The sequence below is a fragment of the Marinobacterium rhizophilum genome (assembly GCF_024397915.1).
Lineage (GTDB): Bacteria > Pseudomonadota > Gammaproteobacteria > Pseudomonadales > Balneatricaceae > Marinobacterium_A > Marinobacterium_A rhizophilum_A.
On sequence record NZ_CP073347.1, the window covers coordinates 1,553,453 to 1,567,817 of the forward strand.

Annotated in this window: 20 protein-coding genes, 2 other RNA genes and 1 pseudogene; 6 read left to right on the forward strand and 17 right to left on the reverse strand. The window is 57.1% G+C overall.

The window, feature by feature from the left end; translation table 11 throughout:
- Positions 1–139: 139 nt before the first annotated feature.
- The 6 genes from ffs (KDW95_RS06875) to KDW95_RS06900 form a co-directional block, all read right to left on the reverse strand.
- Positions 140–235, reverse strand: an RNA gene (gene ffs, locus KDW95_RS06875) — signal recognition particle sRNA small type.
- 557 nt (positions 236–792) lie between these two features.
- Complete coding sequence (locus tag KDW95_RS06880; protein WP_255855546.1) at positions 793–966, reverse strand: hypothetical protein; 174 nt, start codon at positions 964–966, stop codon at positions 793–795.
- Between the two features lie 32 nt (positions 967–998).
- Entirely contained in the window at positions 999–1,529 is a 531-nt protein-coding gene (locus tag KDW95_RS06885; RefSeq protein ID WP_255855547.1) for a hypothetical protein, read from the reverse strand.
- 23 nt (positions 1,530–1,552) lie between these two features.
- Positions 1,553–1,909 (reverse strand): hypothetical protein, encoded by a 357-nt coding sequence (locus KDW95_RS06890; RefSeq protein ID WP_255855548.1) that lies wholly within the window; start codon positions 1,907–1,909, stop codon positions 1,553–1,555.
- 472 nt (positions 1,910–2,381) lie between these two features.
- Positions 2,382–2,513 (reverse strand): hypothetical protein, encoded by a 132-nt coding sequence (locus KDW95_RS06895; RefSeq protein ID WP_255855549.1) that lies wholly within the window; start codon positions 2,511–2,513, stop codon positions 2,382–2,384.
- Positions 2,514–2,636: 123 nt separating this feature from the next.
- Positions 2,637–3,050, reverse strand: coding sequence for a DNA-directed RNA polymerase (locus KDW95_RS06900; protein ID WP_255855550.1), 414 nt, complete (start codon positions 3,048–3,050; stop codon positions 2,637–2,639).
- Between KDW95_RS06900 and KDW95_RS06905 the strand changes: the two genes are divergently transcribed.
- Together KDW95_RS06905 and KDW95_RS06910 are read left to right on the forward strand one after the other, a co-directional pair.
- Positions 3,037–3,366 carry a hypothetical protein gene (locus KDW95_RS06905; RefSeq protein ID WP_255855551.1) on the forward strand — a complete coding sequence of 110 codons (330 nt, stop codon included), beginning with the start codon at positions 3,037–3,039 and terminating at the stop codon, positions 3,364–3,366. The genes KDW95_RS06900 and KDW95_RS06905 overlap by 14 nt on opposite strands.
- A 267-nt stretch (positions 3,367–3,633) precedes the next feature.
- Complete coding sequence (locus KDW95_RS06910) at positions 3,634–3,852, forward strand: hypothetical protein (protein ID WP_255855552.1); 219 nt, start codon at positions 3,634–3,636, stop codon at positions 3,850–3,852.
- A 559-nt stretch (positions 3,853–4,411) separates the two neighbouring features.
- On the opposite strand, the gene KDW95_RS06915 is transcribed toward KDW95_RS06910, so the two are convergent.
- Positions 4,412–5,050 (reverse strand): recombinase family protein, encoded by a 639-nt coding sequence (locus tag KDW95_RS06915; RefSeq protein ID WP_255855553.1) that lies wholly within the window; start codon positions 5,048–5,050, stop codon positions 4,412–4,414.
- A gap of 452 nt (positions 5,051–5,502) precedes the next feature.
- Positions 5,503–6,126 (reverse strand): GIY-YIG nuclease family protein, encoded by a 624-nt coding sequence (locus tag KDW95_RS06920; protein ID WP_255855554.1) that lies wholly within the window; start codon positions 6,124–6,126, stop codon positions 5,503–5,505.
- Positions 6,127–6,251: 125 nt separating this feature from the next.
- On the opposite strand from KDW95_RS06920, the gene KDW95_RS06925 reads away from it, so the two are divergent.
- Positions 6,252–6,683: a hypothetical protein gene (locus KDW95_RS06925; protein WP_255855555.1), complete on the forward strand. Its 432-nt coding sequence runs from the start codon at positions 6,252–6,254 to the stop codon at positions 6,681–6,683.
- Positions 6,684–6,693: 10 nt separating this feature from the next.
- Here the strand turns inward: KDW95_RS06925 and KDW95_RS06930 are convergent, their stop codons facing one another.
- The 4 genes and pseudogenes from KDW95_RS06930 to KDW95_RS06940 all read right to left on the reverse strand — a co-directional run bounded on the left by KDW95_RS06930 (position 6,694) and on the right by KDW95_RS06940 (position 9,052).
- On the reverse strand, positions 6,694–7,845 hold the full coding sequence (locus tag KDW95_RS06930) for a site-specific integrase (protein ID WP_255855556.1): 1,152 nt from the start codon (positions 7,843–7,845) through the stop codon (positions 6,694–6,696).
- A gap of 18 nt (positions 7,846–7,863) precedes the next feature.
- Positions 7,864–8,001: pseudogene (locus KDW95_RS23590) on the reverse strand (DUF6538 domain-containing protein); the annotation flags it as partial.
- 92 nt (positions 8,002–8,093) lie between these two features.
- Positions 8,094–8,190, reverse strand: an RNA gene (ffs, locus tag KDW95_RS06935) — signal recognition particle sRNA small type.
- Between the two features lie 238 nt (positions 8,191–8,428).
- Positions 8,429–9,052, reverse strand: a complete 624-nt coding sequence (locus tag KDW95_RS06940) for a LysE family translocator (protein WP_255855557.1) — start codon at positions 9,050–9,052, stop codon at positions 8,429–8,431.
- 201 nt (positions 9,053–9,253) lie between these two features.
- On the opposite strand from KDW95_RS06940, the gene KDW95_RS06945 reads away from it, so the two are divergent.
- Positions 9,254–9,826, forward strand: coding sequence for a cytochrome b (locus tag KDW95_RS06945; protein WP_255855558.1), 573 nt, complete (start codon positions 9,254–9,256; stop codon positions 9,824–9,826).
- Positions 9,823–10,398, forward strand: a complete 576-nt coding sequence (locus KDW95_RS06950; RefSeq protein ID WP_255855559.1) for a YceI family protein — start codon at positions 9,823–9,825, stop codon at positions 10,396–10,398. The genes KDW95_RS06945 and KDW95_RS06950 overlap by 4 nt, the downstream gene beginning before the upstream one ends.
- A 90-nt stretch (positions 10,399–10,488) precedes the next feature.
- On the opposite strand, the gene KDW95_RS06955 is transcribed toward KDW95_RS06950, so the two are convergent.
- Positions 10,489–11,052, reverse strand: coding sequence for a TIGR00730 family Rossman fold protein (locus KDW95_RS06955; protein WP_255855560.1), 564 nt, complete (start codon positions 11,050–11,052; stop codon positions 10,489–10,491).
- Positions 11,053–11,285: 233 nt separating this feature from the next.
- A complete protein-coding gene (locus KDW95_RS06960) occupies positions 11,286–11,921 on the reverse strand; it encodes a LysE family translocator (RefSeq protein WP_255855561.1) in 636 nt (211 codons plus the stop codon).
- 194 nt (positions 11,922–12,115) lie between these two features.
- Between KDW95_RS06960 and KDW95_RS06965 the strand changes: the two genes are divergently transcribed.
- A complete protein-coding gene (locus tag KDW95_RS06965; protein ID WP_255855562.1) occupies positions 12,116–12,661 on the forward strand; it encodes a DUF2058 domain-containing protein in 546 nt (181 codons plus the stop codon).
- Here the strand turns inward: KDW95_RS06965 and KDW95_RS06970 are convergent.
- The 3 genes from KDW95_RS06970 to KDW95_RS06980 all read right to left on the reverse strand — a co-directional run bounded on the left by KDW95_RS06970 (position 12,634) and on the right by KDW95_RS06980 (position 14,276).
- The gene (locus KDW95_RS06970) at positions 12,634–13,239 is read right to left on the reverse strand and encodes a Crp/Fnr family transcriptional regulator (protein ID WP_255855563.1); all 606 of its coding nucleotides are present in this window, start codon (positions 13,237–13,239) and stop codon (positions 12,634–12,636) included. The two genes, KDW95_RS06965 and KDW95_RS06970, sit on opposite strands and share 28 nt — an antisense overlap.
- Before the next feature lie 259 nt (positions 13,240–13,498).
- On the reverse strand, positions 13,499–13,669 hold the full coding sequence (locus KDW95_RS06975) for a hypothetical protein (RefSeq protein WP_255855564.1): 171 nt from the start codon (positions 13,667–13,669) through the stop codon (positions 13,499–13,501).
- Between the two features lie 133 nt (positions 13,670–13,802).
- Positions 13,803–14,276, reverse strand: coding sequence for a peroxiredoxin (locus tag KDW95_RS06980; RefSeq protein WP_255855565.1), 474 nt, complete (start codon positions 14,274–14,276; stop codon positions 13,803–13,805).
- Positions 14,277–14,365: the final 89 nt, after the last annotated feature.

The window sequence follows — 14,365 nt, forward strand, 5'->3', positions numbered from 1 at the left end:
AAAACAGGAAAATCGAGAGGATGGGATATATGCAGAAGGACGGGCCATGTGTTCCACCTTGTGTTCCACTTCCATGCAGCACAGGCGTAACAACCGATAACTAAAGGTAAAACAAAGAGTTACATAAAGATGGGGGCAGCTCCACCAGCCACATCCCGGCACACGAGTCGACCGCTGTGGCTGCTCCCTTCCGGGCCTGACCAGATTCACGGTTTATCGTTGCGGGAGGCAGGAACTACGGGCCTTCCAGCGGTGTTACGCAGTGCTAACATGGCGTTAACATTGAGGGCTTATCAGAACATATCGGGCGACCTCCTGACAAGCATTGTGTCGCACCTTGTGTCGCACCTGAAGCGGTTCGATTTGGTACGGCTCGACACTCTCAAGACCGGCGCGGCGATACACTGCAGCCCGACACAGGGCCTTTGCCCTTCGCTTACTATTGGTCACACCCTGCCCTCCTCTCTCAGGTACGCCGGGAATAATATGCCGACGCACAGCGCGGTGAAGGCGTGTATTGATATCGGCATCACGCGGCCTCTTTGTGGATTGTCTTCGGCACGGGCCTGACGTCATACAACGGGCAACGGGGCGCAGTACAGGCGGCTATCTGCTGTAGCTTTCCACCGGCACTGTGTTTGTCATAAATGCACTGGGTGCACATCGCATTAATGGACTGACGTAAACTCAATATTTCTTCTCCTTGCAGGTTGGACTTGGTGGGGCTGTAGGTTGTTATGCCCCACACAGGGATCGTGGCGTCAGCTCTCAAAAAGACGCCGTCTCGGGTATTTATTTGCGGTTGTACTGGGCTATGAAGGCTTGCCGGAATGACTCGGGGAACAGGTGGTAATCACGCAGGTGCATCAAGGCGGCTTCGCCGTGTCGACCTTCACGCTTCAGGCGGGCGATATGCGCCTTCTTGTTCCGCTCCCGTTGCATGGCGCGGTATCGACCTTGGGTCACCGGAAAGGCATCCTTCAGTGTCGGGGCGCTCTTCACGCCACCTCAGGCCGTTTGTGTATCAGGATGCACTGCATCGCTTCCACCGCCTTGGCATTACGCTTCTTGTCGGTGGACAGCAGGTCGTCCAGTATCTGCTCGGGCTTGCGAACCTGTGTCCGAGACCCTGGGTTTGATCGAATATGGTAATCGGTATCGACAATACCCAGTGAGCGATTGGTACGCCCTGCAAGTGTGATCTCATGCTCCAAAGCTCGGGCGACATCCACCAGCCAATACGAGTTCACTTGAGGTTTAAGAGCAACCGGAGCTGCAGCCTTACGGGCGTTCAGTACTGTGTTGATCTGACGACAGGCCCGCTGCAGGTCATTGGTGTTATCGACCATAAAGGCGACATTGCCTGTCTTCACGTACAGAGACGCTGCGTCTCCCAGCGAATTCACTGAGCTACCCACGCGGGTTGTGCCATAGGTCGACTGCAGGTCTGCAATGATGTCTTCCCAGTCGCCGCCCTTCACCGGGTAGCCAATGGACTCGAGTACTTCTTTCGCTTGTTTCAGCTCCATAGTTTTTGGTCTCCTGTATTGGGTTAGTCGAGGTCTGCGGTCTGGGTGCCAATCATGGCGCTGGGACGGACGCCGAGGTCAACGGCTTGCTGTGCGGTCATCTCAATGCCGTCGATAGTGAGGATTGCGTCGGGGCGAACAGCACCACCCACCTGAACGCCGCCAGTGGCTAGGCGCTGGTAGACATTGGAGTTCATCTCATCATTGAGCTGGCGGGATGACACATAGGCGTCGATGCTGTCTTGCTGTTTGGCGTAGTGCAGATACTCGCCTTTCTGGTCATCGGTCATCGACTCCCACTGCTGCATCATGGCGGCTTCGTTGGGCGTCAGGGACAGTGAGTTGCTGTCGGTCATTGGTGTACGGATGTTCAGGGGCATAGTTATTTCTCCTGTGTGGGTTTGTGGTGGCAGATGCCGTGACGTTGTGCTTCTTCCAGGATGTGACGCAGGGCCACCGGACGGGAGACGCGAGGGACGCTCAGCGCAGCTGCCAGTTCGTTCTGTGTGGTGCTAATGAGTGACCAGAGGTGGGCGCTCAGCCTGATTTGTTTTGTTGATGCGGTACGGTCGTGACGCAGGTACGCACGACAGTTAGGGCTGTACATGGGTGGGCCTCGAAATGCTGTGTAGGAAGTTGAAAACAAATGGGGATTTAGTACGACCGACGCCCTGCAGGCCGCGAATACTCGCAGCGTGGCCAGGGTCTTACTCGGTGCATACAAGGTCAGTTAGAGAGGAACCAACCTGCAAGGAATACTGTGCATCACGAAAGGCTCTACTGTGAAAGCCTTTGATGATGTCGCTGAGCTACGCCAAGCGGTGGATTCCGTAATTCCTATGGTGTGGGTTATTACTTGACCAGTTCTATGCTCATCCAGTGCAGGGTGGAGCGTCGGGAGGTCATCTTGTTACGTTTGGGCGCCCGCTCATTTGCAACAGCCAGTCGCTCCAGCTCGGCGCCGGACACCTCAGTCTCTTCCACGTCTTGGGGAATTCTCGCATCATGCGACTTTTCCCCAGCAAGGCGCTCTAGCGCAGCGTCGGACACTTAGTTATCCTCGTCTTGAGGAATTCCCGCATCATGCGCTTTCTCCTCAGACAGCTATCATTGAGCCAGCGCGGCGCCGGACGGGAAGGTCATGCAGTTGCGTTTGGTGACCTTGCGCGTAATGCCGAACTTCAGCCACCACTTGGCTAACTCAGCGTCGGACACTTCGTCTGCATCTTGTCCATTTTTCGCATCATGCGATTTCTGGACAGCCATGCTCTCTAGTCGACTCTCCACGGACGTGGCGATCCTGTCCGCAATACGATCCATCTCGTTTTCTTCGTCATCAAGCTGAACGCCTGAGAGTGAAGTGAGAGAAGACACGGTACTGTCAGCGACCAGTCCGTAGATGTCAGACGGGAAGTCAGACGGGACGATGTTCACTGCAGCTCCACCGATCTCGTCGCGGAACGCCAGGCTCAGGTTTTGAATGCCGGAGCAGGAGCCATCCAGTGCGATGGGGATGCGCAAAGGTCATGCAGTAGCGTTTGGTGACCTTCCGGCTGATGACGAAGTACAGCCACCATTGAGCCAGCTCGGCCTCGGACGGACCTTCGTCTGCATCTTGGCTAATTTCGGCACCGTGCCGTTTTTTGCCAGCCAGCTTCTTCAGCCCGTCTATCGTCTTGTGCGCATGCTGGGCGGCTCGCTAATTTTACGCAGACACCATTTAGCCAGTTCAGCGTCGGACACTTCGTCCTCTTCCTGCGAGGTTCCCGCACCGTGCGTATTTCTCGCAGCCAGCTTCTTCAGCTTCCCGACAGTGCTCTCCGCGACCAGCCCGTAAATGTCAGACGGGAAGTCAGACGGGCCTTCGTCAGTGCTTAAAGTTTTAGCGGGCCGCTCATTCTTTAAGGTGCGCGCTTCTAGCTTCAAGACAGTCCTGTCAGCAACCAGCCCATAGATGTCAGACGGCAGAATGCTAACAGCACTGCTACCGACAGAATTGTTCTCGCATGCCGTATTATTCCCGCTATCGTTAATAAATATATGATTTACAAGGTTTTTTTCTTGTATCGTTGCGTCTCTCATTTACACACACCAAGGAATTGACATGGAACGCAAGGTAATCGACCAGTCTGCGCTAGTTTATGACGTACTCAGCTTTCGTGAGGACTTCAAGGTCAGCTCACCGTCTGGCGCGGAGCTTGATCCCTATGGGGAGCATGATGTTCGGGGCTATCAGTGGTTATTATCTGATCAGTTGACCTGTAGTGAGGTGATGGTGGCCACGTGCCTGGGTCAGACTTGGGTCGGCGTGAAGGCTGCGTAGGCCTGACCATTACAGCAGTGGTCAGGCGCTGGGTGTGCTATGACCACTGAGGCATGATGTCAGGCGCTGGGTATGACCACTGAGAGGCTATGTCTGACACCATGCCTACCTGAGTACTGATGTTTATATCATCGATATTAATAGCTATGTAGAGCTTACAGTCTGACCTTAAGTAGCCTGTAGTGACCTTATGTATCTAGTGTCGGGCGGGAAGCTTTCTTGCTATGGAGTGGTATATAAAATGACCAGCTGTCGACGCCTTCTCTGGAGCTAATAGACGCCTATGTTCCAGCGGTCAGACAGTCTGCCACCGTCAGCCATCATTTAGCCCACGGGAAGCCGCTTTTCTCAGTCTCAGAGGAGAGTTCAGGGACTGGTGGTAACCTTGGGCGGGTTATGCTGTGGGAGCCGTAGAGGCTCATTTAGACGGCATCTGGTGGGCTGCACTGGCGCTGAGTAGACGCTGAGCGTTCCACGGGATTGTTCCACGAAAACATCAGGGTAAGGGACACACACAGACATGTTAGTGCCCACTAACTTATTCCTATGGCGTGGGCTATCAGCCTGTCGCCGATTCGGCCTCCTTCACCTGCGCCAGTATCCGGCACACAGTCGCCTTGGAGTATCCCGTAAGCTCGGCCACCTCATTAAGGCTGCAGCCCTTGTCCCGTAGCTCGATGACCTTCAGGTGCTTCTTGGTGTCGGCCTTGCGCCCTTTGTACTTCCCGCCCTGCTTGGCCTGCTCGATGCCCTGAGCCTGCCGCCTGCGTCGGTCCTCGAAGTCTTTACGGGCGATAGCAGCCAGCATATCCAGCATCATGGTATTGATCGCCTTAAGCATGGCCTTCATGAAGTCATCGATGCCGCTCTGGACAGACATCGCCGCGTAGGAGGTCGGAAGGTCCATCGCGACCACTGAGAGCTGGCGGTCCTCGATCAGCCTCTTGAGCTGCTGCCAGTCACTGTCCTTCAGTCGGGTCAGGCGGTCCACCTGCTCCAGTAACAGGATGTCTCCCGGCTGGGCATCGCTGAGTAGACGATGCAACTCAGGTCGAGCCAGTGAGGCACCGGAGACGTTCTCGATGTAGTAGGACGCGATGCGCTGACCATGCTCCTCAGCAAAGCGGGTTAACTGGTCCCTGGCGCGGGCTGCGTTCTGGTCCTCGGTGGAGGCGCGGAGATAGGCTCGGATGAACATAGTGCTTTCCCTGTCGTGTCTCGTTTGAGTTGTCTCTATTATGGGTGTCTCATTTAAGTTGTCAACTAATACGATAGCAGGTTGAATCCGGTAGTCGCATAGAGACACACCTAAACGAGACAGGGGTTTACGGAGACAGGATGAACGCTGGGTCTGACTGGATGTAAGGCACCGTGAAGACGGTAACGAGGCCACAGGCTGATAATGCAGGCGTGACGTGGGCTATATGAGGCACCGCGCACCGGGCCTGACCTGCTGTCCTTGATGGTCATGCTGTAACGCGGTAGTTCCTGGGTGGCTTCATGGGTGACCGGGTGGGCAGGGTGTCGGCTGCAGGTTAGCCCCCCCCCCCTACGGGGAGACCTGCGCAGACGTATATCCAAATAACGACCCACAGACCTGAGGTACTCACAGAAACGGGGGAAGACGAAATGCCTGTCCCCCGCCCGACTTCATGACACCAGAGTGCTTCTCGGCTTGTACTTGTTGAACAGCTCACCCTTCCAGGTATCAAGGTAAAATCGCTCAAGGGCCTCGATCTCCTGACGGTCCCCACTGTGTATCGTACAGAGAATGTCGATTTTCAAGGTCTCCTTCCCGTGCGCATCTAAGTCAGCCAGTAGCTCGGTGACGTGGTGTGTTCCTGAGTTGATCAGCGACAGGTGCTGCGCCATCCGTGCAGACAAATTCTGTGTAGAACCGATGTACGTGCGGTCTGTCTCTGTGCAGGTCAGGGCGTAGACGTGGGCGTACGTCGGTTGGGCCTTGGCTTCGGCGTGCCAGATGCGCCGCTGTAGCTGACCTTCGGCCTTTTCGAGCTGCCGTTGCGCCTGCTGGTGCTGCTCATTGACGCGCTTCTGCTCCAGCTCTTCCAGAGAGGTGCCCAACGCCTTCGCGTACTTTTTACGATCCTTCAGGCGGACGCACTCCACGCACTTACCGCCCTCACTGACGCTGAACAGCTTTTCATGTCCGCGTTTGCAGCCGGTCGGGTGGGTAAAAGTCTTGTGCTGGGTGCCCTTCAGTTCCTTGGCCCACTGGGTGCGGCTCTTGCGGGCGCTGGCGTTGAATATCATGGTTCTGGTCTCCTTGGTAGATTGGGGGTATTCCTATGGTGTGGGCTTTCCCCCGTGTGGGGCTGGAAGGAGACGGCGGGGGCTGATAATCTCAGTCGGCTAAAACCATCGGCAAAGGACTGATCATGGACAAATTCACATTCAATCGTGGTACGTGGGAAGACGGGAACTCGCTGTCAGATTGGCAGGATGACGAAGAATTCGGACAGTATTTGGAGCGAAACGGATTCAGTCCTTTCAAAAAAACATACGGAGATGAAAACAGTACCTCGATAAACATCTATACATCGAAGCATACCTGTAGTTTTTATGCAGACGTATGTCTCGATGGCGGTTCGATTTACGAGGTCTTACTGCCTGATTTCCCGAGCATGATGATGTTCATTAAGGATTATGGAAGTGTCGTTACGGCTGTAACCGCGTGTGAATACCAGCAAGACACACTCAATTTGCATGAGAAGCGCTTTTTAGTAGAGCACGGCCACCCGACATACGATATTTGCGACCAATGCGATCCTGTGACTTGGGAGCAAAGACTGCAACGACATAGGGGTTGATGCGACCTCACTAAAGAGCGCGAATCTCGATCCTCCCTACCACCGGCACCAGAACTTCCGGCGTAAAGTCCTTCCCGTAACGACTAAAGGTAATGCCGCCAGTCTGGTGCCCCAGCAGTCCACCGACCAGACTCTCAGCCACACCCTGCTGCTTCAGGTGATCTGCGACCGTATGCCGGAAGCTGTGGAAGTCCTTCTTCTCCTTCCCGCCCTTGAAGCCGAGTTTGTCCCGATACCGGGCAAACCACTTGGACGGCGTCGCCGCGTACCCGTGCCGCTTGTGCCTTACCAGATCAAACAGCATGACGTCCTCCCCTAGCTCCCGACGCTGCTCAACATACTGCAGGAACCCGGCCTCTTTGAGCCTGGAATGAATCGGCACCACTCGCTCTGATGTCGGCGTCTTGAGCTTCTGGTCATCCCTGCCCTCCCGGAAGTGTATGCAGTCGATACCATTGATCGTGACCACATCATCAAGGTACAGCTGACACAGTTCATTCATCCTCGCACCGGTATAAAGTCCCAACAGTGGGAGCCAATACTGATACGGTTTGTCACCGTCACGCCGGGCATAGACATCAGCAGCGAACAGGCGCTTCAGGTCATCCTCAGTGAAACGACTGCGACCTTCGCTCGCTTTCACGCGCTGCTTGACCTTCATGCCGTCAAACGGATTCTTCTCGCAGTACTCTTCCTGCACCGCATAGCCGAAGAAGGCGGTCAGGTACTTCACATAATTGTTGAAGGTCGTAGTACTGATAGTCGTCTCGGCTTCGGCGATCAGCTGCTCGAGCGATACCTTGCCCTTCTGGTTCACCCTTGGCGGCAACTGCAATGCCGTTTCCTTGAACTGCTGGGCTTGCTGACGCTGGTAACGATGCATGGGCAGGTCACCGACGATCCGTATCAGCAGCTCTACGATGGACTTCTTGTCACCAAGCGTCTTCTCCCCGACGCCTTCCCGGCGCTGGGCCTTCAGGTACTGCTCAAGGACGACAGACAGCTTCGGGCAGGCCTTCTCTGGTGCTTCGAGCACAGGCAAAGGCGTGGCGATTCGTGGCACAGAGTCACGCTCAGGGCGCTTCCACGACACTGTTGACAGGTCTGCTTTTCGGCCTTGTTCCACTGATGAGAAAACGGCCTGCATTTGTTCCAGCAGCACGGAGCTTCTGATGAGGGCTTCACGCCTGCACTTGGTCTCAAGCGAGCGTCGAACTTCGGGTCTGGGAAATGATGAACGCAAAGACTGCGGTACACGCATTCTGAAGTAGAAAACGGAGTGCCGGGAGGGTTCGATATATGCAGAAGGACGGGTCATTGTGTCGCACCTTGTGTTCCACTTCCATGCAGCACAGGCGTAACAACCGATAACTCAAGGTAAAACAACGAGTTACATAAAGATGGGGGCAGCTCCACCAGCCACATCCCGGCACACGAGTCGACCGCTGTGGCTGCTCCCTTCCGGGCCTGACCAGATTCACGGTTTATCGTTGCGGGAGGACCGGCAGAGCTACCATAACATGGTCGTCTGACCAGCCTCGAACGAGACAGGCGCGCAGTATACCAAGCTCGATGGAGAATGCAAAAGGTTTGATTGCAAAAGAAAAATTCCCTGCGCCCGGGGCTGGTGACCTTTGCAGATGTACCCTGGCGCTACGGTTTTCAAACAAGACAAGACACGAGTTGCAAGACCTGGTTGCTTCAGGCAAGCGACACGAAACGCCGTATCCTGCGCAAACTAGACCTCATGAATTGACCTGCAGCTGCACCACGCGCAGGGCCAGCAGCAGCAGAATAACGCCGGTGGTTCGATCAATGCTGCGGCTGTGACTGGCCAGCCATGAAAGCACTCCCGTTCGGGACAAAAACAGTGCCACCAGGCAATACCAGAGGCCGTCAATCACCGCCGCCGTCGCGACCATAAGTGCCTGGCCCGCCAGGGACATGCCGGGCACCACGAACTGGGAAAACAGCGCGAGGAAGAACACCGCGAGCTTGGGATTGAGCACCGAGATCATGAAGCCATCGAGTCCCGCCCGCATCAAGCTGGCTGGCGCACCCGCCCCGGCCTGCAGCGCCCCGCCGCTGCGACTGCGCAGTGCCTTGATCCCCAACCAGGCGAGATAGCCAGCCCCTGCCAGAGTAATCATGCGGTAGGCGGCTTCGGACTCCAGAATCAGTACAGACAGGCCGGCCACGGTTACCAGCGCCCAGAGTGCGACCCCGAACGCATGACAGACCCCGGTCATCATGCCCTGCGCCCCGCCGCCGCCCAGTGTGTGCCGCAGCACAACGGCGAGGCTTGGGCCCGGCGATACGGCACCCGCCAGGCAAATCACGCAGAGTGATAACCAGTTCATCCATGTCATGGGGCAAAGCATCCTTTTCGTGTGTCAATGAATAGTGCAATAACGTTTAATTAGACCCTGATCCCATCGGCCAGGGTGCGCCGCGCCGCACTGAACCGAGCGGCCTGGAGCCGAACACTCCCGTGCCCAGGCAGCGGAACCTATACTGTAGCCAGCGGACTAATCTACCCGACATCTAGGCCGCAATACCAAAGGGCACGCATGACCGTGAAGCTCAAACTCAGGAACAACGACGATACCTATGGCTGGCCGCTCATCAGCCTGCACTGGCTCATGGCCGTTGCGGTCTTCGGGCTTTACTTCCTGGGCCTTTATATTATCGACATGAGCTACTACGACCCCAATTACAAGACCCTGCCACACTGGCACCGCAGCGTCGGCATGCTGGTATTACTGGCGCTGGGCCTGCGGCTGCTGTGCCGCTGCCTGGATCGCTCCCCCCGTAGCCTGCCCGGCCACGGCCTGGCTACCCGCGTGATGACCCGAAGCGCCCACACCCTGCTGTACCTGCTGATGCTTGTCGCACTAGCCTCCGGCTATGTCATGTCGACCGCCGATGGTTATGGCGTGCAAGTTTTCAACTGGTTCGCAGTGCCGGCGCTACCGATCGAGCTGCATCACCAGGCGGACCGTGCCGGCTGGGTTCACTACTGGAGCTCCACGGCCCTGGTTGCACTGTCATGCCTCCACGCCCTGGCTGCCCTGAAGCATCACTTCATTGACAAAGATTCAACGCTAACACGCATTCTTGGAATCAAACGGGAGAGCCCATGAACACACACCTGATCAAAAGCCTGGCCTTCGGCACTCTGCTGGCCGCCGGCTCGGTGCATGCCGCTGAATACGCCATCGACACCGAAGGCGCTCACGCGTCCATCAATTTCCGCGCCAATCATCTGGGTTTCAGCTGGGTCACCGGGCGGCTGGAAAAATTTGATGGCAGTTTTAATTACGATGCCGCCGACCCGAACAGCGCCAGCGTCTCCATCACCATCCAGGCCGCAAGTGTCAACACCAACCAGGCCGAGCGCGACAAGCACCTGCGCAGCGCCGAGTTTCTGGACGTTGCCACCTACCCCGAGATCACCTTCGTCAGCACCTCCTACAAGACACATGGCGATGGCAGTGGCGTGCTCAAAGGCGACCTGAATCTTCACGGCGTTACCCAGCCGGTCAGCATTGATGTAACCCGGGTTGGCGAAGGCGATGATCCCTGGGGCGGCTATCGCGCCGGCTTCCAGGGCACCGCAGAGCTGAGGCTGAAGGACTTTGGCATCAACTATAACCTGGGGCCCGCCGCCGAAATCATCTACCTAGACCTCAATATAGAGGGCGTTCGCAAGTAGAGGCTCTCACACAGCAGCCAGCTTGTTGCGCAGGCACCGGGCAATACCCCCGGTGCTTTCACAGCCTCGGCACAGCGAGTGGCCGCCGGCTCAGCTCCACTTGTCCGCGGGAGCCTGGTAGGCCTCAAAGGCCGATAGCAGGCGCTCGGCATCCGACTCCACCATCAGCATGTCGACATACTCAGGCCGCACAAAACCCTGGTCACAACTCTGGTGAATAAACTCCACCAGCTTGTCGTAGTAACCATCGACACTCAGCAAACCAAACGGCTTGTGGTGAATACCCAGTTGCGCCCAGCACCAGATTTCAAAGATCTCCTCGAAGGTTCCCACACCACCCGGCAAGGCGATAAAGGCATCGGCGAGATCCGACATCAGCGCCTTGCGCTGATGCATGGTTTCTACCAGGCGCAACTCGGTCAGCTCCGGGTGCGCGAGTTCGCGATCCGCCAGCCCCTTGGGCAGCACACCGATGACCTTGCCACCCACGCTCAGGGCACCGCTGGCCACGGCCCCCATCAGGCCCACCCGGGCTCCGCCGTAGACGACCTCGATACCGTGGCTGGCCAGCACCTGGCCGAGTTCAAACGCCTTGTCCTTGTATCGGCTGCCAGGACGACCGTCCGCCGACCCACAAAATACCGCTATTCGCATCCTTCACCTCTAACATCAGTACCCGGGCCGCCCCACGCCCCACGCCCCAGACGGAAACCCACCCATCAACCAGGCCGTTAACCAGGCATCCCCGCCTGGCCAACGATTCCCCTGCTCGCTGGACGAAATTGTGTAAAACCCCTCGTCTCAAATGCTCGGCCTGGCCCACGATCAATGATCGCGGCTTGCGTGCACCATCTGGACTGCACGGCATTGTCCTGCCGACCGGACACTCAGATCCTGGCCAGTGCCAGACGCACACCCAGTGCGACCATCACCAGGCCTGTCACAGCGTGACAGAGTGTCCGCAAGACCGGCAGGCGCACCCAGGCCCGCATGCGGCAGGTCAGTACCGCCAGCAGCGACTGCCAGCTCATGGCAATCACGAAATGCAAACCGGCCAGCAACAGTGCCTGAGGCAGCACTGCGCCCGCCGGATCGATAAACTGAGGCAGGAAAGCCATATAAAAGATAATGGTCTTGGGGTTAAGCAGGTTGGACAAGAGCCCCTCGCGCACGCAGCGCCAGTGCGAGACCCGGAACCTTGCCACCGCCTGTACCGAGTCCGCTGCCCGCTGCTGACCGCGCCCGCGCAGGGCCTGACGCAGACTTCCCCAGCCAAGCCATATCAGGTAGGCGGCGCCAACCAGCTTGAGCGCACCAAACAGCATCGCCGACTGCATCAACAATACCGAAATCCCCAGCGCTGACAGCAGCGCGTGGACAAAGAGGCCGCTGCAGATACCAAAGCTGGTCACCACGCCATCGGTCACACCGCCGCGGGCGGCATTGCGCACCGTGAGCAAGGTATCCAGCCCCGGGGAAATCGACAGCAGGGTCAGCGCCAGAACGGCGGGGAACAATTCCATGAGCTGAGGCACTTGGCAAACTCCGACATAAGCAACGCACGGAAACCGATCATCTGGACCGGGTTCCGAAACCAGGTCCAGGCAGCGGACATAGTACACCAGCGCTGCGTCAGGCGGCACTGCGTCGAGGCTCTTAATCGCGGCGATGATTATGCTATAGTGCGGCTGTTTTTCAGTCACGGGTAGTAACGACAATGGCGCGCACACTGCAGGATCAGCTCCTGAACATGGGCCTGGCAAACAAGGGTCAGGCAAAGAAGGCCAAGGACACCAAGCGCAAGCAGACCAAGCTGCGCAAGTCAGGCATCAAGACGGAAGATCCGGACACCAATGTTCAGTCCGATATTGAACGTCAGCGCCAGGAAAAGCAGGAACGCGACCGCTTGCTGAATCAGCAGCGCGAGGAAGACAAAGCCCGCAAAGCTGGCCTTGCCGAGGCGCTGCAGCTGATACAGCAGCACAGCAGTGCACCGCCCCGGGACGGCAGCATGGCTTACAATTTCGTGCATAACCGCGTGATCAAGACCCTGCAGCTCGACCGTTCACTGCACAATCAACTCAGCCGTGGCCAGATCGCCATCGTCGTGCTTGAACCAGGCTACGGACTGATTGCCGATGACATCGCCGCACGGATCGAAGCCCATGCTCCGCAGCGCGTGATCCGAATCAAGCCCGAAGACAAGCCTGATGAAGACGACCCCTATGCCGACTATCAGATACCTGATGATCTAATGTGGTAAGCCTCTGAGCCGGGCCGACAGCGCACCTTCTGCGTCCTGTCGGCCCCGCTGCATCCAGCGTCAAGAACGACCTCCGCCTGCCCTTCTCCAGCATCCGCCGCCACCTCCTCAACCGTGCCGTCAGACTGCTGTTCAGACAACTCGCCGGTACCGGGCTGGCGTTCCACTATAAGGTTGTCCAGAGCCCTGATGCCACGGGCCATGTCCCGGGACAGGTTCATCAGCAACAGGGCGAATTCCTGCGTATCGCTTTCGTAGAGTTCATTAAACAGGGGGTTGGAGATTTTCACCACAATCACATCGCCTACCGCTGCGGCACGGCCGATACGTCGATGCAGCGCAATCATGCCGACGAAGCCAATATTTTCGCCAAAATGGTAGTTGCGGATAAAGCCGTAATGGCCCTGATGGTATTTGTGAAAGGCCAGATAGCCCTTGAGGATGACATAGAAGCATTCAGAGGGTTCGCCGGCGTCGAACAGGACCTCGCCGGGTTCCAGCGCCAGAACCTCACCGCAACGGATCAGGTGTACCACGGTGGTGTCACTCAGGGCACCAAAAGTTGAGATATTCCTCAAATAGGGCAATCCAAGGTCTTCCATTAACCTCTGCCCTGACAACTTGTGCATGTTCCAGCCCACTCCGGGGGGCGACAAGGCCAAGCCCGCTGGCCCAAACCGCTCAGGTGTAACAGCAGCTATACAGCTGAACCTGTTCAGAGTATAGGCGCTGCAGCCGGCACTCTGGGGCTGCCACCCATAATAATTTTCAGGCAGGCGCAGCCTGTGTCGATTGCGACGCGTACCCACCGCAGCGCCCATCAGCGGGAACGGCGGTTCAGCCCTGGCGTGGCGGATCCTGGCTGACCAAACGGCACACCCGCACAAAACCCCACACCATGACCGACGCGATGGCCACCACACCCAGCACACTGGGCACCAGCATTTCCAGACTGTACAGATCCAGGCCAAACATGGGCACTACCTCGAAATTGCAATTGATTTGCACTGGAGGTTATCCGCATCGGCCGGCACAACTATTGACGCAGCTCAATAATTCCGCCGACCCGGCACCAGGATCTGGAGCAATGCTGCGGGAATTGACCTGCGTCAATTCCCGCAGCTGTTTTGCCCGGTGCCCGCTAGAGCATTGCCAGCAGGGTATCAGCGTCGCTGACTTCGAATTTCTTCGGTTCTTCAACATTTAACGCCGTTACGACACCGTTCTCGATGATCATGGCATAGCGCCGCGAACGCAGGCCGCCAAAATCCGCCGTATCCGTGTCCAGCCCCAACGCCCGGGTCAGGGCCCCGCCACCATCGGCCAGCAAGGTTATGGCTTCGGCATTTTGACTTTCACCCCAGGCCTTCATGACAAAGGAATCATTCACCGACAGGCAGGCAATCATATCGACGCCCCGTTCGAAAAACGCATCCGCCTTGACCACATACCCCGGCAAATGGGTATTCGAACAGGTGGGGGTAAAGGCACCCGGCACCGCAAACAGCACCACTTTTTTACCGGCGAAGAGTTCACTGGCGGGCAGCACCTGTGCCCCCTCGGGCCCTAGCGCGGTTACGTTGACCGCCGCAATGGCATCACCTGTCTTGATCATCTCGATACTCCCAGTTTGCAAACCCGAATGAAATCAGCGCCAAAGTGTAGCCATTTGCCTGCGCAACGAACAGCCAACAACAGCGATAC